19 protein-coding genes and 1 rRNA gene are annotated in these 20,407 nt (G+C 41.4%); 5 read left to right on the forward strand and 15 right to left on the reverse strand.

Annotated elements, in window-relative coordinates; all coding sequences use genetic code 11:
- Positions 1-84, forward strand: a 5S ribosomal RNA gene (gene rrf, locus C5749_RS16315); the annotation flags it as partial.
- 42 nt (positions 85-126) lie between these two features.
- Here rrf and C5749_RS16320 read toward each other — a convergent pair.
- On the reverse strand, positions 127-507 hold the full coding sequence (locus C5749_RS16320) for an SRPBCC domain-containing protein (protein ID WP_105727307.1): 381 nt from the start codon (positions 505-507) through the stop codon (positions 127-129).
- Between the two features lie 87 nt (positions 508-594).
- Here C5749_RS16320 and C5749_RS16325 point away from each other — a divergent pair, with 87 nt between their 5' ends.
- Positions 595-1,962 carry a methyltransferase RsmF C-terminal domain-like protein gene (locus C5749_RS16325; RefSeq protein WP_105727308.1) on the forward strand — a complete coding sequence of 456 codons (1,368 nt, stop codon included), beginning with the start codon at positions 595-597 and terminating at the stop codon, positions 1,960-1,962.
- Here the strand turns inward: C5749_RS16325 and coaBC are convergent.
- The 3 genes from coaBC to C5749_RS16340 are packed head-to-tail and all read right to left on the reverse strand — an operon-like array spanning position 1,949 to position 4,455.
- The gene (coaBC, locus tag C5749_RS16330) at positions 1,949-3,160 is read right to left on the reverse strand and encodes a bifunctional phosphopantothenoylcysteine decarboxylase/phosphopantothenate--cysteine ligase CoaBC (RefSeq protein ID WP_105727309.1); all 1,212 of its coding nucleotides are present in this window, start codon (positions 3,158-3,160) and stop codon (positions 1,949-1,951) included. The genes C5749_RS16325 and coaBC overlap by 14 nt on opposite strands.
- A 12-nt stretch (positions 3,161-3,172) precedes the next feature.
- A complete protein-coding gene (locus C5749_RS16335; RefSeq protein WP_105727310.1) occupies positions 3,173-3,502 on the reverse strand; it encodes a DNA-directed RNA polymerase subunit omega in 330 nt (109 codons plus the stop codon).
- Positions 3,503-3,531: 29 nt separating this feature from the next.
- On the reverse strand, positions 3,532-4,455 hold the full coding sequence (locus C5749_RS16340) for an outer membrane protein assembly factor BamD (RefSeq protein ID WP_105727311.1): 924 nt from the start codon (positions 4,453-4,455) through the stop codon (positions 3,532-3,534).
- Positions 4,456-4,684: 229 nt separating this feature from the next.
- On the opposite strand from C5749_RS16340, the gene C5749_RS16345 reads away from it, so the two are divergent.
- Positions 4,685-4,954 (forward strand): NifU family protein, encoded by a 270-nt coding sequence (locus C5749_RS16345; protein WP_105727312.1) that lies wholly within the window; start codon positions 4,685-4,687, stop codon positions 4,952-4,954.
- A gap of 55 nt (positions 4,955-5,009) precedes the next feature.
- Positions 5,010-5,657 (forward strand): peptidase associated/transthyretin-like domain-containing protein, encoded by a 648-nt coding sequence (locus C5749_RS16350; RefSeq protein ID WP_105727313.1) that lies wholly within the window; start codon positions 5,010-5,012, stop codon positions 5,655-5,657.
- Between the two features lie 5 nt (positions 5,658-5,662).
- Here C5749_RS16350 and C5749_RS16355 read toward each other — a convergent pair whose 3' ends face one another.
- The 11 genes from C5749_RS16355 to polA form a co-directional block, all read right to left on the reverse strand.
- Entirely contained in the window at positions 5,663-6,907 is a 1,245-nt protein-coding gene (locus C5749_RS16355; protein ID WP_105727314.1) for an FtsX-like permease family protein, read from the reverse strand.
- Between the two features lie 6 nt (positions 6,908-6,913).
- A complete protein-coding gene (locus tag C5749_RS16360; protein ID WP_105727315.1) occupies positions 6,914-7,555 on the reverse strand; it encodes an MBL fold metallo-hydrolase in 642 nt (213 codons plus the stop codon).
- A gap of 14 nt (positions 7,556-7,569) precedes the next feature.
- Positions 7,570-8,319 (reverse strand): shikimate dehydrogenase family protein, encoded by a 750-nt coding sequence (locus C5749_RS16365; protein WP_105727316.1) that lies wholly within the window; start codon positions 8,317-8,319, stop codon positions 7,570-7,572.
- Complete coding sequence (locus C5749_RS16370; protein WP_105727317.1) at positions 8,316-9,725, reverse strand: tetratricopeptide repeat protein; 1,410 nt, start codon at positions 9,723-9,725, stop codon at positions 8,316-8,318. Before C5749_RS16370 ends, C5749_RS16365 begins: the two co-directional genes overlap by 4 nt.
- Before the next feature lie 219 nt (positions 9,726-9,944).
- Positions 9,945-11,330 (reverse strand): OmpA family protein, encoded by a 1,386-nt coding sequence (locus tag C5749_RS16375; RefSeq protein ID WP_105727526.1) that lies wholly within the window; start codon positions 11,328-11,330, stop codon positions 9,945-9,947.
- A 248-nt stretch (positions 11,331-11,578) separates the two neighbouring features.
- Positions 11,579-12,589, reverse strand: coding sequence for an inorganic phosphate transporter (locus C5749_RS16380; RefSeq protein ID WP_105727318.1), 1,011 nt, complete (start codon positions 12,587-12,589; stop codon positions 11,579-11,581).
- A 33-nt stretch (positions 12,590-12,622) separates the two neighbouring features.
- Positions 12,623-13,270 (reverse strand): DUF47 domain-containing protein, encoded by a 648-nt coding sequence (locus C5749_RS16385; protein ID WP_105727319.1) that lies wholly within the window; start codon positions 13,268-13,270, stop codon positions 12,623-12,625.
- A gap of 71 nt (positions 13,271-13,341) precedes the next feature.
- Positions 13,342-14,376, reverse strand: coding sequence for a sensor histidine kinase (locus C5749_RS16390; RefSeq protein WP_105727320.1), 1,035 nt, complete (start codon positions 14,374-14,376; stop codon positions 13,342-13,344).
- A gap of 50 nt (positions 14,377-14,426) precedes the next feature.
- The gene (locus tag C5749_RS16395) at positions 14,427-15,080 is read right to left on the reverse strand and encodes a phosphatidylserine decarboxylase family protein (protein WP_105727321.1); all 654 of its coding nucleotides are present in this window, start codon (positions 15,078-15,080) and stop codon (positions 14,427-14,429) included.
- 52 nt (positions 15,081-15,132) lie between these two features.
- The gene (locus tag C5749_RS16400; protein ID WP_105727322.1) at positions 15,133-16,251 is read right to left on the reverse strand and encodes a toxin-antitoxin system YwqK family antitoxin; all 1,119 of its coding nucleotides are present in this window, start codon (positions 16,249-16,251) and stop codon (positions 15,133-15,135) included.
- A gap of 4 nt (positions 16,252-16,255) precedes the next feature.
- Positions 16,256-19,057, reverse strand: coding sequence for a DNA polymerase I (gene polA / locus C5749_RS16405; protein WP_105727527.1), 2,802 nt, complete (start codon positions 19,055-19,057; stop codon positions 16,256-16,258).
- A gap of 425 nt (positions 19,058-19,482) precedes the next feature.
- Between polA and rsgA the strand changes: the two genes are divergently transcribed.
- A complete protein-coding gene (gene rsgA, locus C5749_RS16410) occupies positions 19,483-20,403 on the forward strand; it encodes a ribosome small subunit-dependent GTPase A (RefSeq protein WP_105727323.1) in 921 nt (306 codons plus the stop codon).
- The last annotated feature ends 4 nt before the right edge of the window (positions 20,404-20,407 follow it).

Below are 20,407 nucleotides of genomic sequence, written 5' to 3' on the forward strand. Positions count from 1 at the left end.
TCTTCCCATTCCGAACAGAGCAGTCAAGCCCGCCAGAGCCGATGGTACTGCCGTAAAAGGTGGGAGAGTAGGTCGGTGCCGGTTTTTATACGGAGCCCCTTCAGATTTCTGAAGGGGCTTTTTTGTTCATTCTTCATAAAACTCTATAAGAGAAGCTATATAGGTATCATTCCAACCTTCTACAATATCATCATAAGCTTCCTCCGGGATATTGATATGTTGTACTTCCAAAGAAGTACCTCTTTTATCTTCGTGTAGTTTGATAGTCACAATAGAAGCTTCTTCTTGTTCTCCAAAGTACCATTGCTGGACAATTTTTTTATGAGGATCAAGTTGTATAAATTTCCCTGTGATAGCGCCATCCCACATGGAAAACTCTCCACCTTCCCAAGGCTCTATCTCTACTGCATCTCCTGTCCAGAGTCGGATGGTGATTTCTGTCGTGAGCGCTTTATAAATATCCTCAGGAGGAGCAGCTACGATATAATACTTTTTAAAATTCTTCATGCTATTTAATTTACTTATTCTATTTCTGTCTATTTTGTAATTTCTTGCTTATTGTAGTAAATTTACAGATAATAAAACGATAACACGATGAGTAATTTTTTGCCCAATGCGCTTGTTAAACGATTGAACGAGCAAGAAGGGTTTGACTCCGAAGCTTTCAATAAAGTACACGAACAGGGTGATAAGGTTACCTCGATTCGGATAAATTCACTAAAACAAAACACCGTTTCTTTTCGTAACACGAAGCCTGTACCATGGTGTGATAAAGGGTACTATCTCCCCGACCGTCCTGTATTTACCTTGGATCCTTTATATCACGCTGGATGCTATTATGTACAAGAGGCCTCCTCAATGTTTGTCGCCCATATTTTAAGGAAAGTAGGTTTAGAGGATAGCGCTATCAGAGCCTTAGATCTATGTGCAGCGCCTGGTGGCAAATCTACCCTACTAGCAAGCTATTTAGGGAGGGAAAGTTTACTCGTATGCAATGAAGTAATCAAGTCAAGGACTAATGTTTTAGTGGATAATATGGTTCGTTGGGGAACCTCAAACATCGTCGTAACAAATAGCGATCCTTCAACATTCAGCCGTTTACCCGGATATTTTGATTTGGTATTAATTGATGCGCCATGCTCGGGTTCGGGAATGTTTCGTAAAGCCCAGGAAACGGTAGATGAATGGTCTTTGGCTAATGTAAAATTATGTAGCGAGCGGCAAAGAAGAATTCTTCGAGAATCAATAAGCACGTTAGTTAGGGACGGCTATTTGATATATTCTACCTGTTCCTATTCTAAAGAAGAGAATGAAGACATACTGGATTGGATATTGACCGAGTATGGGTTTGAGTCTGTTCCGATTGCCCTAGATTCCAATTGGGGGATTGAAGAGACGAGATCAACAAGTCACCAAGCCTTTGGCTATCGCTTCTATCCTCATAAAGTAAAGGGGGAAGGATTTTTTGTTGCCGTATTGCGAAAAAAAGAAGACCAACCTACCTTTAGCCGTAAAAAGAATAAATTTGAAAAAAATGGCGTGCCTCCGCACGTGGTTTCTGAGTGGGTAGCACAGAGTAGTAATTTTACCTCTTTTATGCATGGAGACCATATCCACATCTTCCCGAAAAAATATGAAGAAGATCTAAAATGGCTTCAGCAAGTACTGTATATTAAACAAGCGGGAACAACAATTGGAAAATGGACGGGTCGGGAGTTGCTGCCTTCGCATGATCTGGCATGTAGTGTACATATAAAAACAGATTTGCCCGCGCAGGAGGTGACATTGGATGCGGCACTTCAATTTTTACGAAAAGAGAGCTTGAATACAGGAGATTTTACAGGAGCAAAAGCGGGTTGGTGTCTGGTACGGTATAAAAAGGTAAATTTAGGATGGGTGAAGGTATTGCCTAGTAGAATAAATAACTATTATCCCAAAGAGGTGCGAATCACGAATTTATAGCCCCTTGATGAGCGGCAATAATAGAAGCAATATCATCGGCTACCTTTTGTTTACTTTTTAGTTCGAAGTGCTGGATTTGCCCTTTGCTATCGATAACGGTAATTTTGTTGGTATCTCCAGCAAAACCGGCCCCTTCATCCTGCATAGAGTTTAATACAATATAATCTAGGTTCTTTCGTTTCAGCTTGTCTTGAGCGTTTTGAAGCTCATTTTCCGTTTCCAACGCAAACCCCACCAAGGTTTGATTGGCTGTTTTTTTCTTCCCCAACGTTGTTAAAATATCTGTTGTCTTTTTCAGGGCTATTTCGAGATTTCCATCTTTTTTCTTGATTTTCTGGGACGCTACCTTGAGCGGAGTGTAATCGGCCACAGCTGCGCTCATAACGATAATGTCCGAGACATCAAAATACATGGAGCAAGCGGCCAGCATCTCTTGTGCTGAAGTAACATCGTGTCGGCTAACCTTTTGGGGTGTCGGTAAGTGGGTCGGACCACTAACTAGCGTTACCGATGCTCCCAACGATTGCAAAGCAGACGCAATGGCATACCCCATTTTCCCGCTGGAATGATTTCCTATAAAACGAACAGGGTCGATAGCTTCGTGGGTTGGGCCTGCAGACACAAGCGCTTTCTTGCCTGCCAAAGGCAGCGGACGGTAAAAGAACTGCTGAATCTGTTGTAGAATTTCTTCCGGTTCAGCCAGCCGTCCCTCACCGACTAAACCACTAGCAAGCTCACCATTTCCGGGAGCAATCAATATGTTTCCGAATCTTAAAAGACGTTTAACATTCTCTTGCGTGCTAGGATGAAACCACATATCCAAATCCATTGCAGGGGCAAACATAACGGGACACCTAGCTGAGAGATAAGTTGCTAATAACAGATTGTCACACGAGCCATAAGCCATTTTGCTCAATGTGTTAGCTGTGGCGGGCGCTACAAGAAGTAAATCAGCGTTAAGACCTAACTCCACATGATTGTTCCAAGTTCCGGTATGCCGATCAATGTAATCCGAAAAAACCGGACGCTTGGACAGGGTAGCGAGTGTCAGCGGGGTGATAAACTCCTTGGCATCCGGAGTCATTAACACCTGCACACAGGCTTCTTCTTTGACCAAAAGACGTACAAGGGACGCAATTTTATAAGCAGCAATGCTGCCACTAATACCAATTACTATATTTTTGTCCTTAAGCGACATCCCTGGAACAGACTATTCTTGTTCTTTAGCCGGATTTCTAAAGTAGACTTTGTCGTTTAAAAACTCGTCTATTGCCACAAGAGATGGCTTAGGCATGCGTTCGTAATGTTTAGATATTTCTATCTGTTCCCGGTTTTCAAAAACTTCCTCCAGATTATCATTGGTGGTTGCAAACTCAGCCAATTTACCATTCAATTCTTCTTTTACATCTACTGCGATTTGATTGGCACGTTTGGCAACGACGACGATAGATTCATAGACATTGCCGGTGCCTTTGTCCAATTGTCTTAAATCGCGTGTAACCGTTGTCGAAGGAATAGAAGTGTTTTTATGTTGACTCATTGTAAAATGTATTATGAATTTCAAATTAATTATTGCGTTACTGAAGTACCTTCTTGTACAGCAGCTGCTTCTTTTGTAATACCTAGCTCTTGTTCGTGCTCTTCACGCATTTTATTTATCTCGTCCATGCGTCTTACAACGTAAGCAATCTGTTTTTCCGCCCCGGAGCGTAAATCATCAGCTTCTTTCTTGAATTTACTCTGCGGATAGCTTTCTACAAATGATTGGTAGTAATCGATTGCCTCATTGAAGCGTGCCTCTTGTCTATAAGGCATGCTATTTTGAGCGAATAGGTATTGCGATTTTAAAATCAAGAACTCAATTTCCTCTGCATATCGTGTATCCGGATACTGTCTAAGCATACTTTCGAAAGCGATTACGGCCGCTCGATAATCATCCGGCTGCCCCATATCATAATATAATTTTGCGTTGGCAAAGGCTTTCTGCTCCAACTTATCACGTAAGTTTTGTATTAATTGTCCAGCCTCCTCTGCCCGTTCACCATCCGGGTAAAGGTTTATAAATAACTGAAGCTCGTCTATCGCTTTTCGGGTATTTTCTTGATCGAGCGAAGGACGGGGCGAATCCACATAGAAACAATATGCCGCCATAAAACGACATTCCTCTGCGCGAGGGCTGTTTGGGTAGGTGGTAGCAAAATTCTTAAAGTGGTATCGAGCTGAGGTATAATCTCTCAGTCTATAGTTTGTATAAGCCGTATAATAGTAAAGGTCCTCCGCCTCAGCCTGCCCACGGTACTTGGTCATCAGGTCCTCGAAAAGGATAACGGCTTTACTGTACTTTTTCTTCTCGTACAGCTTGACAGCCTCTTGGTATTTCATGGCAATATTGTTGCTCGCTCGAAGTTTTTCAAACTTACTTTTACAACTGCTTACCAATACGACTAGCAGCAACACTGCCCATAATGAAACAATACGTCTATTTAAAAACATTTTACAAAGATACGTCAAATTCAAATAAGATTCAATTAAATTTTAGTGTCACAATATACTGCAATATTGCGGTAAAAACCACTTAAACAAAGGGGTTTAACATTCTTTAACCGGAGCTTTCCTGGTCTGTCAATGAAATGTTGAATTCCAGCGCTTTGTTACACTATAACACGTATAATTTTAATAAATTGCCTATCTTTACACTTTAAATAAAGAGTTCAAAACGAAAATGACATTACAAGAGCGCGTAGAGCAGGCATTAGATACCATCCGTCCTTATTTGGAAACGGACGGAGGAAACGTTGTTGTAGAAGAAATCACTCCAGACAATGTCGTTAAATTGAAACTGTTGGGAACCTGTGCAAATTGTTCCATGAGCATCATGACGTTTAAAGCTGGGTTGGAGCAAGCAATAAAAAAGGCAGTTCCTGAAATCATCAGCGTAGAGGCAATCAATTTGACGGATATGGATGATCCCAATGCCATCAATCCCATATAAAAAGGGTTAACAAAAATTAACAGCCTTCTTGAAGAAGATTGTATAAATTTGAAACATGGCGGGAAGATTTTATTATATATTCACCTTGATTCTCCTTCTATCGTCAGGGACTATGCTTGCGCAGGAAAGGAAAATAGTACAATTCAGCGGACTGATAAGTTCTGTGGGAGGTGAGCTTCCTGTACCCTTTGTTACGGTAACAAACGTCAGCTTTAATAGCCAAGTACACGCCGCTAATAATGAAGGTTTTTTTTCTTTTGTCGCTCATGTTGGTGACACAATTCGATTTACATCTGTTGGTTTCGATCCTGTAGAATTTGTCATTCCTCAAACTACAGCTGATAAGTTTACCGCAAAGATAAACATGAAAAGCCTCGTTATTGAATTACCTGCGGTAATGCCTTTTCCTTGGGCGAGTATAGAAGAATTCAATATGGCATTTATGGCATTAGACGTAAGTGATGACAACATATCTCGTATTCGGAATAGCCTTTCGCCGGAGGCTTTGGCAGCGTTGTCACAGGTCGTGCCAAGAAGCGCGGAAGAAATCCAAACATTTAATGCCATGCAGCGTCATATTAACATGTCTAATAAGACTACTAATCAACGCTTTGCCAACCCATTATTTAGCCCGTTCGCATGGGGTTCTTTTATAAACTCCATTGTAAAAGGCGACTATAGCAGAAAACGTCTCGAATACTAATTCGATTAGTCTACCGAACGCATGCTTGACGTATCTCTTTCCAGTTCTCGCACGCTTAGCAACGAAGAAATATACGATACCAGAAGGGCAACTAGCATTACAGTAACAAACACCAGTACAAAATCTAATGCACGTATATCAACAGGATAGACTTCCATGATGGCGTTTGCTCCATCCCCAGTCCGAATAATACCAAACTTTTCCTGCATTAAACAGAAAATAAATCCTATTCCAATACCTATTAGTCCACCGATGAAAGCAATCATCACCCCCTCCAGAAAAAAAATGCGCTGAATAAGTTCTTTATCTGCGCCTAGACTAGCCAAGATGATCATATCTTGTTTCTTATCGATAACGAGCATAGTTAATGAACCAATAATATTAAATATGGCAATAATTCCGATCACCGTTAGGATGAAAAAGACGATCCATTTTTCAGAACGCACAGTTTTATATAGCAGGGGGTTCTGCTGCTCTCTGTTTTTAACGACGAAGTTGTCGTCGAGGCTTTTCTGTATATCTTTTTGAAAACTTTCAACACGACTGGAATCTTTTGTGTAAATTTCGATAGCCGAGACATGCTCGTGTTCATTGAGCAATTCTCTCGCAAATGCAATAGGTGTAATAATAAGATCGTTGAACCCTGGTTCATAATGCAGCACACCTATAGGAGCAAGCTGGCGGATGTTAATATCATCCATCGGGTTGATACTTGTCCCCGACCCTCCTTTTCTCGGAGAAAAAAGCTGTATGTCATTATCAAAACCATCGATCGGAACACGTAGATTCGCTTGTATCTGCGCACCAATTAGCGCATTGGAAATGCTGTCTCGGGCGATCTCTAAACTTCCTGCGTACAGCATGCCTCGATGATCTACCTCTAATAGGCTTTGAGGCTCTATACCTTTGATTTGCGCTACAAATTGTTGATTGTCATATTGAACAAGTACCTTATCCTCTAGTATCTCTGAGTAGCTAAGTATATTGTTATTTTTGCGTAGGTCTTCAAAAACTCGTTGATTAGCGTCGAATACTTTGCCCCTTACTGGTTCTATACGGAGTTCAGGAGCAAACGTGCTATATAACGAAAGAATAAGATTCTCCATGCCATTGTAAAAGGACAAAACGATAACCAGTGCTGCGCTGCTTACTAAGACACCGATGACACTAATTGCCGATATGATGTTAATCGCATTTACCGATTTCTTGGAAAACAGGTACCGTTTTGCAAAAAAGAGAGATAACTTCATGTCTTTTTATCCCCTAACAAATGGGTTAGTTTCTTTTTCAAATCCTATTGTTGTAGAAGGTCCATGTCCGGGGTAGACGACCGTCTCATCGGGTAACGTATACATTTTTTGTCGGATATTATCGAGCAATTGCTGGTGGTCGCCACCAGGTAAGTCGGTTCTTCCAATACTATTGCGGAATAATACATCTCCTCCGATTACAAACCTATTCTCAGCAGAGTAGAAACAGAGGTGTGCTGGGGAATGGCCAGGAATAAACAACAGCTCCAGCATATATTTACCGATTTTTACAGTTTGATTTTCTTCTAAGAATAGCTCGGGAATGGGAGAGGTCTCATATCGAAAACCATACATTGGAGCCATATTCTGGACAGCGACGAGAACAGGAACCTCTCCCTCGTGAAACTGTGGAATCAATCCATATTTCTCAAATACGAAGTGATTTCCTAGTACGTGATCTATATGACAATGTGTGTTATACAGCGCAATGGGGTTTAAGTTATGTTGCGTTATAAAGGAAGTAAAAGCAGCCTCCTCTTCGTGGTTAGACATACCTGGGTCGAAAATTGCACATGAGCCGCTGTCATCGTATACGATATAAGTATTTTCTTGAAAAGCGTTGAATACAAAAGAATGTACGTTTAACATATCAAAAATAATTTCTAATCTTCCTGATTCCAGATTTCCCAGTTTTTCTCAGCCTGAAGAAGAAGCATCTCATACCCATTTTTGATGACAGCACCACGTTCTTTTCCTCTACTCAAAAAAGTTGTTTCTTCAGGATTATATATTAAATCATAAAGTAAGTGTGCCGAACTGATACCGTCATAAGGAATATCAGGAGCATCTTCTACATTTGGAAACGTTCCAACCGGCGAGCAATTAATGAGTAATTTATGTGAAGCAATAGTCTCTTTAGTAAGATCCGTATACGTAAGATCCCCGTTGTTTCTACTTCGACTCACGGTTTTAAAGGAGATGCCCAGTTTCTGTAGCACATAAAAAACAGATTGCGCTGCTCCCCCGTTTCCGAAGACTAGCGCAGTTGTGTGCTGAGGTTTTAAAAGCGGGCGTAGCGATTGCTCAAAGCCAAATGCATCTGTATTGAATCCCTTAAGGTAAGGTTTTCCTCCTTGCCAACGTACCTGTATACAGTTAACCGCATTAATCTCAGCCGCTTCGGGCGAAAACTCATTCAAAAACCGCATCACATTCCGCTTGTGAGGAATCGTGACATTAAATCCATAGAAAGCTAGGTCTCGCTCGTATAATGCGGGAAAAGTCGAAATATCCTCAATCGGATAAAGGTCGTAGTGAATATCCGGAATATTTTCTCGTTCAAACTTATCTAGATAAAACTTTTTCGAAAAGGAATGTGCAATGGGATAACCGATTAGTCCGAGTTTCTTCATGAGTTATTTTTATACTTATTGATGATGTCGACGATAATCTTATTACCCTGTAATTGAGGTAAGTAATCAAACAAGATGTGAAATTTATCTGGATTCGTTGCTAGCCCTAGTTCCAGAAAGTTCAAGGCCTCGTTGTATTTGCCCTGTGCGAACAGATAAGCAACTAATCTGTAATAGAGCTCGGAAGCATCTGGATTCTGCTTGATCGCATCTCCAATAACATCAATCGCTTCCGCATATTTACCCTGCTCGAAATAGATGGAAGAAAAGTCTAGCCAAGCCTCCACATCTGTGGGATTAAGTTGTACGACTTTTTTATAAGCAAATTCAGATTCTTCAAACTGCTTTAATTTATATCTAGCGTCCGCGATGGCAAACCAATAATCCGGACTGCTATCGTCTAACTCCAAAGCTTTTTTATAGAAATGAAGAGACTCAAAATGTCGTTCATCAAAATCTAACGTCACACCTATCCCAAACCAAGCATCTGCCAGAAGGGGATCAAGCTTAACAGCCTTTTTATAATTTTCCCGTGCTTCATCCATCTGCTCAAGTTTTTCATAACATTCACCTATGGCACAGTACACATCAGCAGTGGGACGTTCATATTCAAAGGTTTGCTTATAGACGTGGATGGCTTCTGTGTATTTTTGTAAGTTAACGAGTACATTCCCCTTGTTAAAGTAGGCGGGAACAAAAGTTTCATTAATAAGGACCGCATAATCATAAGCGTCGATCGCATCCGGAAAGTTCTCCATTCGCTCATATACCAACCCAAGATTAAACCATGCAGCGTAAGAATACGGATCGGAATCGATATACGATTTATAGAATAGCACGCTCTCTTCCGGTCTGTCCACGATTTCATAGCAGAAAGCCAAGGCATGGAGTGCGTCGTCATTTTCCATATTTGCTTCGAGCGATCGCTTAAGATATGCTATAGCCTTTTCGTATTCGCCTTTGATCTGGTACAGTTCAGCTATTTGAAAATAAGCTTCTGCAGAATCTTCACCCAATTCAATAGCGTTTAAGAAAAGTTGTTCTCCCTCCTCTACATCGCCCTGCAATAGCGCGATATTGCCCTTCAAAAGAAACGCCTCTCCGCTATTAGGCTCTAATATAGCGGCCCTATCCAATTCTTCCAATGCCTTCTCCAGTTGATTCGTTCGTACAAAAAGCTGCGCTTTCTTGAGCAAGAAAGTCGATTCGTAAGGATGTTGGCTTTTGGCGTACTCTGCCACCTGGAGTGCCTTAACGGGGTCGTCTTTGTCCGTGTAGTAATCAATGATACTTTCGAAGGCCTTCGCATCAAAAAAATATAGATCTTGATTGCGAAGCATCTCTTCGTATCGGTCTACGGACAATCTTTGTTCTTCAGGTGAGCCAAATTCGAAATCTTCTTCCATATCACTCCTTTCATTTTTCTATAAGTGTTGTCTCTCTTCCACAACTCCTCACCACAGAAGAAATTTATGAAGAAAATGTGAGAACTAATGATTTTGTTTTCCACATTTTCACATATAGTTCTGCAAAGATAGCGTAAATTATTGATAATAAATAGAAAAGCCGACCCCGTATAAAGGGCCGGCTTTTGTTATGGATAATTCTTTCTTAAGAAGAATTCCTTATTTTACTTTGATCTCAACACGACGGTTTTGGATACGACCTTCTTCTGTAGCATTTGATGCGACAGGATTGTCTTCACCGTAACCAGTTGCTGTTACACTTGAAGCAGATACACCAGCGTTAACTAAGTATTGCTTAACTGCGTTAGCGCGGTCTTTAGATAAGTTCAAGTTGTAAGCTTCAGTACCTTCAGCAGAAGCGTAACCGTCTAAGTTTACAGAAGAATTGTTATCACGCAATTCTTTAGCCAATTTATCTAAAGTTGAGTACGATTCAGTTTTCAATACAGAGCTATCAAATTCGAATTGAATAGGTGAGTAATAAGCTCCTTGAGTAGCGTTGTTTTGAGCTACTGGCTCAGGGAATTTGATAGGACATCCAGAACCATCAACTGGCGTACCAGCAGGAGTATTTGGACATTTATCGAATTTATCAGATACACCGTCACCATCAGAATCTTTGCTCAATTGATCAACAGTTCCTTCTAATGTAGAAACGCGTTGTTTCAATGCTTCAACTTCGTTACGCAATGAAGGATCTTTCAATTCGTCGTACAACGTAGACACTGGGTTTGTGAAAGTTAAGTTTTCTTTGTCACGAGAACCTAAAGTAAATTCTAAACCACCGTACACGTTAGAGAAACGTTGTTTAGTATCTCCTTGTCTGCTAGGACCATACAACCAAGCTTCATCAGTGAAGTTCATCGTGTAACCTAAGTTCAATGCAACAACTTCAGATAACTTGAATTTTGCACCAACTCCTACCGGTACATACATACCTAGACGGAAGTCACGATCTCCTACTGCAGTACGGTCACCGAAGATCTCAGAACCCCAGTTACCTTTATTGTCCCAAGCAACATTTTGGAAATCATTATCAGAATATTGCACTGGGTTGAATGCCATTACTCCCAAACCTACTTTAGCGTAGAAGTTAACTGCATTTTCTCTTCTCATGAAATCGATCGTACCTAATTGGAATACACCGTTCAAGCTACCAGCCCAGTTTACTTCTGTTTCAGCAGAAGCTGCGCCGTGAGGACCTTCAGTAGCAGGGCCAGACAAGTCGTGGTTGTACGTTTTGATACGACCGCGGTTAGCTTCCAATTCTAAACCGAATAAGTGAGAGAATTGTTTACGGACAGTTAAACCGTAGTATTCACCTACTTTGTTTTGGAAGTAACCGACTTGTTGACCAAAAGCATTGCTACCACCGATAAGTGTGTTTGGTGTAGTAATACCACCTTGGACGCCGATAGACCAAGTTCTGTATTGTGATCTTCCACCAAATACAGTTGGAGTTTGCGCTTGTGCGTGCTCAGCAAAGCCTAATGCGGCTACTAAAGACGCTGCAACAGCTGTTTTTTTAATTGTAGAATAGTTCATACTCTTGTTTTTAAGGTTATTAAAAATTTTAAATTGTTTCCCTTTTTTCAAATTTAACATAACATTAACAAGAACGGTGCCAAAAAATGCCGGTTTGTTAAAATTTTATATTAAGGCTAGATTTTGTTGTTGTTCAACGAATTTGCCCGCGTAAAAGTATAGATATTATTTAGAATACCCAAATTTTCTTCGTTCTTTTTATCTGATTATCAATAAAACGATACAGTTTGTAGTGTATCCCTTACATGCTATAGAATAAAGTGAATGACTGCGAGCGTTATTCCGCCCAATATTGCGCTCACTGGGATAGTCAATATCCAGGCCCATAATAAGCTGATAGTAACCCCCCAGCGGACGGCGGACACGCGTTTCACTACGCCCACACCGATAATCGAGCCGGTAATTGTATGGGTAGTAGATACCGGAATGCCGAAGTGTTCCGTTATCCCGAGCGTAGCAGCACCGGCAGTTTCCGCAGCGACGCCTTCTAGTGGAGTCACTTTCGTAATTTTGGTACCCATCGTTTTTACGATTTTCCATCCCCCACTCATCGTTCCCGCGGCGATCGCGGCGTAACACGATAGTGGAACCCATGCAGGCATAGCTTCAAAGTCCGGGATTACCTGCTCTGCAATCAAGGCTGTGGCGATAATACCCATAACCTTTTGTGCATCATTACCTCCATGCGCAAAGCTTAATCCCGCCGACGATATCAATTGCCCCACCTTAAACCACTTCTCCGCGGTTGCCGGTCGGGCTTTCTTAGCTATGTTCATGATAATCAGCGTGATAATGACGGAAATGATCATACCGATGACAGGTGCCAAGACAATAAACGATGCGATTTTTAAAATCGCCGACTGGTTAACGGCTGTTACAGGATTAGCGCCCATAAACCAAGCATAGGCCATTCCTGACCCTGCAAATCCCCCTATAAGGGTATGCGATGAACTAGAAGGGATGCCATAGTACCATGTAAATAAGTTCCATGAAATAGCCGCAACCAAACCTGCAAATATAACTTCTAATGTGATATATTCTTCAAGGACTGTTTTAGCAATCGTATTGGCTACTTTATGGTCGGTAAAATAGAAATAAGCAGCAAAGTTCCATATAGCTGCCCACAGTACGGCCATAAAAGGTGTTAATACTTTGGTTGATACGACGGTCGCAATGGAATTGGCTGCGTCATGAAAGCCATTAATGTAGTCAAACGCAATAGCCAGAACGACAACGACGATCAATAAGGTGGAAATCATCATAATATGTTATGCTTTCTTAATGCCAGAATACTAGGCATTTTTTACTAAAATACTTTCTAATACATTGGCCACGTCCTCACACTTGTCCGTAGCATCTTCCATTGCAGAAAGCACTTCCTTGGTTTTAATGAGCGTGATAGCGTCTTTTTCGTATTCGAAAAGCTCACTTACCGCCTTATCGAAGATATAATCAGCTTTGTTCTCTACGCTATTAATCCTTACACAAGAATCGGTTATGTTGCGGATATTTTTAAGATCTCTTAGTTCATTAAGTGCCTTTGCAACATGTTCCGTAGCTTCCAAAATTAAGTCAGCTATCTCCTTCATGGCTTGGCTTGGCGTTTGCACCTTATAAAGCTCCATGCGATTGGATGCTCCCTGTATAAAATCCGCTACGTCATCCAGCGAGCTTGCTAACGAATGTATATCTTCACGGTCAAAAGGCGTAATGAAGTTCTTTCCCAATTCTAAATGAATTTGGTGGGTGATGTCGTCTCCCTTATGTTCGAGATCTTCGATCTTTTTGTTCAGTTCAGCGCGTTTAGACAAATCTGTGATGTAAACGGATTCTTTCAACGCTTTTGCCATCACGATAAGATTTGCGCCCGCTTGTTCAAACAAAGGAAAGAACTTTTTGTCCTTCGGAACGAAATACTGAAAAATGCTATTTAAAGACATAGTGATTGAATTTATGCAAAAATATGAATGAAATGTTAAGTTAATGTTAAGTTTAAAATGTTTATTATATCTTAGTGGTGTTTTGGCTGCTCCAATGTAAATCCGAAAGTGGTGCCAATACCCTCCGTACTACGTACATTAACATTCTGTTCATGTGCTTCAATAATATGCTTGACTATCGCTAAACCAAGTCCAGAGCCACCAACTTCGCGCGAACGGCTCGCATCCGTGCGATAAAAGCGTTCAAATACACGCGAAAGGTTTTTTTCTTCTATACCTATACCATTATCTGTCACTTCTACCAAAACTTGCTCGAACAACGGAAAAATAGAAACAGTGGTCTTACCATCTTTTTTACCGTACTTAATGGAATTATCCAATAAATTTATGAGCACCTGTTGAACACGCTTGCGATCCCCTTTAACAAGGATAGGATGATTTAACTTGCCATTATATCGCATCTGAATACCATGTTGCCTCGCTTTCCCCTCCAGATCCTCTATACAGTCTTTAATAAGTGCTACGATATCAAAATTTTCTATTGTTAAGGAGATAATACCGGTCTCCAATTTGGATATTTCGTCTAAGTCCTGAATTAAATAGCTGAGACGGTCAAGGTTGCGGGCCGCTTTTTCCAGAAAATTTTTCGCCATTTCTGGATTATCATCTATTAAACCATCCTGCAATGTTTCGACATAACCCTGCGTTGCAAACAGCGGCGTTTTAAACTCATGGGAGATGTTGGAAAGAAATTCTTTACGGAATTTGGCCTGTTCTCTAAGTTTGTCAAGTTCGGACAAGCGTTGCTTGGCCCAATCTTGTACTTCCCTTTCTGCGTCGCGGATAGGGTCGTCCGTTATCTGTTCACCCAATGCATCCTTAAGCCCTTTTCCTAATTTCAGGTTACGGATAAGCTTATACACATTTCGGATTCTTTTGTGAATAAACCGTTCGAATAAGTTGAGTAAAATGGCATAAGAGACAAGGACGATTGTAACAAATATCAAAACCGCTATGGTCAGGCTTCCTCTATGAAAGTAATCAATCACAGCAGCTAGGAGTCCGATACTGCTAGCTATAAGAAGAGTAAAGATGCTCAGATTCATGAAACTTCGTATAACGAATAACTAAAGTACAAAACCTGAACCAAATTGCGTTATATTTTTGCGATTACTGTCTTTCCCCCAACTACCTTATCGCCGATATTCACCGATATTTCCGTGCCTAATGGTAAAAACAAATCCACTCGAGAACCAAATTTAATGAATCCAAACTCCTCACCTTGTGTTACGGAGTCGTTTTCCTTCACATACCAGACGATACGTCGCGCCATAGCGCCTGCAATCTGTCGGAATAGTACCTCCACATTAGATTGGTTTTTTATCACGATGGTCGTTCTTTCGTTGTCCGTAGAGGACTTGGGGTGCCACGCCACCAGAAATTTACCCGGATGATACTTAAAGTATGAAATTACACCACTGATAGGGTTTCGGTTTACGTGGACATTTATCGGCGACATAAAAATGGAAACCTGTATCCGTCTATCCTCAAAGTACTCCGTCTCCTCCGTTTCTTCAATCACCACAACCTTTCCATCTGCAGGGCAAAGGACGATTTGCTCATCTGGTGTAACCCGTTTGACGGGGCTTCTGAAAAACTGGACAATGGCAATGAATAGAAATGCCGAAAGAGCGTATAAAAACCATTTAAGGTAGGCGGGCGCATCATAAAAATCGGCAAGCGCGTTAATCACGAAAACAAACAATACAACGATTGCCAAACTGGTATATCCTTCTTTATGGAATTTCATCTCGTAATGGGTAAAACTACGCTACAAATATAGTATACTTCGGTGAAATCCACTAAGGTTGTTTTTCTCTTATAATATGAAAGCTATGAAAATGAAACTGTCCAGCGTCATTAACGCTAAGGCTGCCATGAACCGTCACTGTGCCTGCAATAGCATTCCCGTCTTGGTCAAGAGTCGGGAAATAGAAAGGTATTTCGTTAAGTACCATTTCCAAGTAGCGATTTAACTCTTTGGTCGCCAATGCGTCTTTCAATGTAACTTCCGTTGGATTTCCCTCTTTATCTAATTGTATTTCGTAACTAAATTTATCCTCAATATTCGTAAGCGTTGGGCTGCTTCTAAGCATAGCGCTGAATTTTTCCGATAAATACGTATTGAATCCGCTATAATCATCAAAGCTGCACGGCTTAGATAATAACCTCTCTGCCGTGTAGAAATACGATATCGGGACGAAAGCCATAGGCGTTCGATAAGTTGCGTCCAGAAAGAGGTTGTAACCTTCACTGAGTATACCCGTGTTATCATCGAAAACCTCTTCCGTGTACAATGTTTTTTTTCCGTCGTGATCCACCATGTGGGTCGTCCAATATCCCCTCGGGAGACCATTTCTTACTTTTCCTTTACGCTCAAAAAATGGATAACCGTATTCATTATAAAAGGCAAAGGGCATGGTGAACTCATAACTACCGTTCCCATCCTTTATTCTTTGTCGGCCCCTTCTGTCCCAAAAAGCCATAATTCTAACCGCCGCCTCATCATAATTGACCGTCAGCATAGGTTTTCCATCTGGATAGTAATATTTCCAATCGCCTATCGGCCTATCTTGTTCGAAAGTCACCTCCCATTTCAAAGTACCATTAGGATGATAGGCTTTAAACGGCCCTTCTTTTATACCTTGATTATGATACCCTCTGAGCACCACCGTTCCGTTTTGGTCAAAATCCCGGAAGTCCGCATGAAAAACATTTTTTTCCACGATAAATTGCGATACCCGTTCAATGGATTTAAAAACACAATCTTTATCGACCAAATAATAATAATCATCAAAATAGAATCGCACAAGACCCGTCGGTATTTTCTCGAACAAGGTTACTGTTGCGGCCGTATCCGGTTGTTGCCCCCTCGCAAAGAGCGTAGTAAATAAGAGAAGTAATAGTCCTGTCCGTTGCATATCTTTAATGTGCTTCTAACCAATTGTTCCCCGTACCCGCCTCTACTTCAATAGGTACCTGTAAGTCGATGGCGTTTTGCATGCGCTCTGTAATGATAGAAGATAGCTGTTCTACTTCATCCTTAGGAACATCAAATACCAATTCATCATGTACCTGCATAATCATTTTGCTCGTTAGTCCTTTATCAACGATGTCTTGCTGGATATTAATCATCGCTATTTTGATTAAGTCTGCTGCAGAACCTTGTATGGGTGCATTAATTGCGTTTCGTTCAGCAAAGCCACGAACGGTCATGTTCGCAGAATTGATATCTCTCAAATAACGTCTTCGCTTTAAAATAGTTTCCACATAGCCATGTTCTTTTGCAAACTCGATGGCTTTTCGCATATATTCTTGAATGCCGGTGTACTGCGAGAAATACTGGTCTATGATAGCAGCCGCATCTTTTCGAGGAATACCGAGGCTTTGTGAAAGGCCAAAAGCAGACTGCCCATATATAATCCCAAAATTAACCGCTTTGGCGTTTCGACGCTGATCCGAGGTTACCAGTTCCAATGGTATCCCATATACGCGAGCCGCAGTAGCGCGGTGGATATCGTGTCCGGCGGCAAAAGCATCTAGCATATTCTTGTCCTGACTGAGCGATGCCATCAGGCGAAGCTCAATTTGCGAATAATCGGCAGATAAGAGCACGTGCTCTGATTCTCGTGGAATAAAGGCCTTCCGAACCTCGCGCCCCCTTTCTGTCCGAATCGGAATATTCTGTAAATTCGGGTTTGTAGAGCTCAACCTTCCCGTTGCAGCGACTGCTTGGTTGTAGGACGTGTGTATTAGTCCAGTTTCTGGATTTATTAGTCCAGGCAAGGCATCCACATAAGTTGATTTTAGTTTTTGTAGTTGCCGAAAGTCAAGTATATCTTTCACAATGTCGGATTTATGCGCTAACGCTAGCAATACATCCTCGCCCGTTTTATATTGGCCCGTTTTGGTTTTCTTTGCTTTCGGATCGAGGTGCAACTTGTCAAAGAGTACTTCGCCTAACTGTTTAGGGGATGCGATATTGAATTGTATACCCGCTTTTTCGTATATAACCTGTTCCAGACGTTTAATGTCATCATCGAGCGATAGCGAGAATCCCTTTAGCGTATTCACGTCAACTTTCACTCCATTTTTTTCGATTTCAGCAAGGACATAAATAAGCGGGAATTCAACTTCCTCCGCCAGCCGCATGGTATGCGTTTCCTCCAACAAAGGCTTTAGTACTTCATGTAACTGCCAAGTAATATCGGCATCTTCGCTAGCGTACTCCACTACTTTTTCTATCGCTACATCCCGCATGTTAGCTTGTTTTTTACCTCTTGGGCCGATGAGTTCGGTAATCGACACGGGTGTATAGCCCAGGTAGTTCTCTGCCAAAATATCCATGTTGTGGCGTGTATCTGGATCAATGAGATAATGCGCTATCATCGTGTCAAATAACGGGCCCTGCACACAAACACCATAGCGGGACAATAGAAGAATATCGTATTTTAAGTTTTGCCCCACTTTTTCAATGCGAGGATCTTCGAAGACAGCTTTAAAAATATCGATGATCGCCTGGGCTGCGGCACGATTTGCGGGCGTAGGTACATAGTAGGCTTTGCCTTTTTCGAAAGCAAAGGAAAAACCAACAATTTCAGCTGCTAAAGCATCGATGGAAGTTGTTTCCGTATCGAAGCAAAATTTGGATAGCGCAGCCAATTGCAGCGCAAGTTCTTGCTGCTTTTCTATGGTGTCCACCAATATATATTCGTGCGGCGTGTTATGGATGTTTAACCCAGCCACGGTAGGTTCTGTAGGTGCTACAGCAGAGGTCACTGCAGTTTCGGGTTGCGCTGCTGCAAATAAATCCATTTGACCAGACGCACTTTTTTCAGCACTCTCCACAATGTTGTAGTCGTCGCCAAATACCCGTTTGCCTAGTGTCCGAAACTCTAATTCTGCAAAAAGAGGTTCCAATAACATCCGATCCGGCTCTTCCATTTCCAATCGCTTCTCCTCCAATTCCACCGGTACATCCAGTAAAATGGTCGCAAGTTTTTTAGATATAAGGCCTTGTTCAGCGAAATTCTCTACATTTTCTCGTTGCTTACCCTTCAATTCATGGCTGTTTTCGATGAGTTTTTCGATAGAACCATATTGTTGGATCAACTTCTTTGCGGTCTTTTCACCTATGCCGGGGATTCCTGGAATGTTATCTACCGCATCACCCCAAAGTCCAAGGATGTCAATCACTTGCGATACTGTTGATATTTCCCATTTTTCCAAAATTTCAGGTACTCCCAAAACTTCCGCACCATTGCCCATACGGGCTGGTTTGTATATAAATATTTGATCAGATACCAATTGTCCGAAATCCTTATCAGGCGTCATACAATAAACAGTAAAGCCTTCGTTTTCCGCTTTCTTTGCTAATGTTCCGATAATATCATCCGCCTCGTACCCGTCTTTTGTGATGATGGGGATGTTGAACCCTTCAATAAGACGAAAGATATAGGGGATAGATTTCGCCAGATCTTCCGGCATGGCTTGTCGTTGTGCTTTGTAGGCCTCAAATTCAAGATGCCGATTGGTAGGAGCCTCCGTATCAAATACCACAGCAATATGAGTCGGCCTTTGGTTCTTCAGAACTTCCAATAAAGTATTTGTAAAACCCATAATAGCGCCTGTATTCAATCCGTAGGAAGTCAGACGAGGTACTTTGCTCAATGCAAAATAAGCCCTGTATATCAAGGCCATGCCATCTAGCAGAAATAATTTCTTCACCATGAAACAAATATAGTCTTCTTCCCCTTTTTCTTAATAAAAACTTCTCTTCATTTTTTCCTTGATGAAAAAACGAAGCAAAAAAATCAAGGCTGAATATGAATTTGCTATTTGTCCTTGTCTATTCCTAAACAGCATAAAACTCGCTTCGCTCAGACATTATGCTATTTTTAACGGAATAGTCTGCTGAAAAATGGCCGCAAAAACAATATAAGGCCGTTTTAGTACGTATTATCGCTGACTTTTTATTAATCGTTTTTATTTACACATTGCACTACGTTATATTAACATTAATGTCACAGCCGGATATTTGACGACTGTAGAAATCCATCCTTAGCATTATCCCTTTCTGTCAAATATCCGAGGTGACGAGGTTTTTGCTATATTTGCTCTATGACAATATCCAAAAACGATAGGTTATAGATATGCGCGGCTTAGTAACGAAATCGACAGGAAGTTGGTACTTGGTGGAGAGTGAAGAGGGCAAGCGTATACAATGCCGCATCAAAGGTAAGTTTCGTACAAAGGAAATTACGACTACCAATCCGATTGCTGTAGGCGATTGGGTGCATTATGAACTAGAGCCAGACCAAGATAGTGCTGTTATTACTGTCCTCGAACCGCGGAAAAACTATATTATCCGTAGATCTATCAACCTTTCGAAGCAAGCTCAGATCATCGGGGCGAATCTCGATCAGGCCATGCTGGTTGTTACGTTAGCGTCGCCTCCTACTTCCCTTGGTTTCATAGACCGTTTTTTAGTGACTGCGGAAGCCTATGATATTCCTGCCATTTTAGTATTCAACAAACTGGATCTGTTTTCCGATGAGGGGTTGGAAATACTAACAGACTATATGACCATCTACGAACATATCGGTTATCCCTGCTATGCGACGTCGGCTAGAGAAAAGACCAATATCGAAGAAGTGCGGCTTTTACTGAAGGACAAAACCACGCTGGTATCCGGCCATTCCGGTGTCGGCAAATCCACGCTCATCAACGCTATAGAACCTTCAGTTGACTTAAAAACAGGCGAAATATCAGACTGGTCCGATAAAGGAAAGCATACCACAACTTTTGCCGAAATGATTAATCTTTCATTCGGCGGGAAGCTTATCGATACACCAGGAATAAGGGAATTGGGTATTGTTGATATCGAAAAAACGGAACTGGCCCATTTTTTTCCCGAAATGCGTGCTCGTTTGAATGAATGCCGCTTTCACAACTGTCGGCACATAAATGAGCCGGGATGTGTTGTTCTCGAAGCAGTAGAAAACGGTGAGATTGAATCGTCACGTTACGACAGTTATTTAAGTATATATCATAATCAAGATACGAGGAACTAAATAA

Source organism: Sphingobacterium gobiense (genome assembly GCF_002980575.1).
GTDB classification, from domain to species: domain Bacteria; phylum Bacteroidota; class Bacteroidia; order Sphingobacteriales; family Sphingobacteriaceae; genus Sphingobacterium; species Sphingobacterium gobiense.

Excerpts from the sequence above, each read along its gene's own strand:
- C5749_RS16320 (WP_105727307.1), bottom strand. The coding sequence starts at position 507 with ATGAAGAATTTTAAAAAGTATTATATCGTAGCTGCTCCTCCTGAGGAT.
- C5749_RS16325 (WP_105727308.1), top strand. The coding sequence starts at position 595 with ATGAGTAATTTTTTGCCCAATGCGCTTGTTAAACGATTGAACGAGCAA.
- coaBC (WP_105727309.1), bottom strand. The coding sequence starts at position 3,160 with ATGTCGCTTAAGGACAAAAATATAGTAATTGGTATTAGTGGCAGCATT.
- C5749_RS16335 (WP_105727310.1), bottom strand. The coding sequence starts at position 3,502 with ATGAGTCAACATAAAAACACTTCTATTCCTTCGACAACGGTTACACGC.
- C5749_RS16340 (WP_105727311.1), bottom strand. The coding sequence starts at position 4,455 with ATGTTTTTAAATAGACGTATTGTTTCATTATGGGCAGTGTTGCTGCTA.
- C5749_RS16345 (WP_105727312.1), top strand. The coding sequence starts at position 4,685 with ATGACATTACAAGAGCGCGTAGAGCAGGCATTAGATACCATCCGTCCT.
- C5749_RS16350 (WP_105727313.1), top strand. The coding sequence starts at position 5,010 with ATGGCGGGAAGATTTTATTATATATTCACCTTGATTCTCCTTCTATCG.
- C5749_RS16355 (WP_105727314.1), bottom strand. The coding sequence starts at position 6,907 with ATGAAGTTATCTCTCTTTTTTGCAAAACGGTACCTGTTTTCCAAGAAA.
- C5749_RS16360 (WP_105727315.1), bottom strand. The coding sequence starts at position 7,555 with ATGTTAAACGTACATTCTTTTGTATTCAACGCTTTTCAAGAAAATACT.
- C5749_RS16365 (WP_105727316.1), bottom strand. The coding sequence starts at position 8,319 with ATGAAGAAACTCGGACTAATCGGTTATCCCATTGCACATTCCTTTTCG.
- C5749_RS16370 (WP_105727317.1), bottom strand. The coding sequence starts at position 9,725 with ATGGAAGAAGATTTCGAATTTGGCTCACCTGAAGAACAAAGATTGTCC.
- C5749_RS16375 (WP_105727526.1), bottom strand. The coding sequence starts at position 11,330 with ATGAACTATTCTACAATTAAAAAAACAGCTGTTGCAGCGTCTTTAGTA.
- C5749_RS16380 (WP_105727318.1), bottom strand. The coding sequence starts at position 12,589 with ATGATTTCCACCTTATTGATCGTCGTTGTCGTTCTGGCTATTGCGTTT.
- C5749_RS16385 (WP_105727319.1), bottom strand. The coding sequence starts at position 13,270 with ATGTCTTTAAATAGCATTTTTCAGTATTTCGTTCCGAAGGACAAAAAG.
- C5749_RS16390 (WP_105727320.1), bottom strand. The coding sequence starts at position 14,376 with ATGAATCTGAGCATCTTTACTCTTCTTATAGCTAGCAGTATCGGACTC.
- C5749_RS16395 (WP_105727321.1), bottom strand. The coding sequence starts at position 15,080 with ATGAAATTCCATAAAGAAGGATATACCAGTTTGGCAATCGTTGTATTG.
- C5749_RS16400 (WP_105727322.1), bottom strand. The coding sequence starts at position 16,251 with ATGCAACGGACAGGACTATTACTTCTCTTATTTACTACGCTCTTTGCG.
- rsgA (WP_105727323.1), top strand. The coding sequence starts at position 19,483 with ATGCGCGGCTTAGTAACGAAATCGACAGGAAGTTGGTACTTGGTGGAG.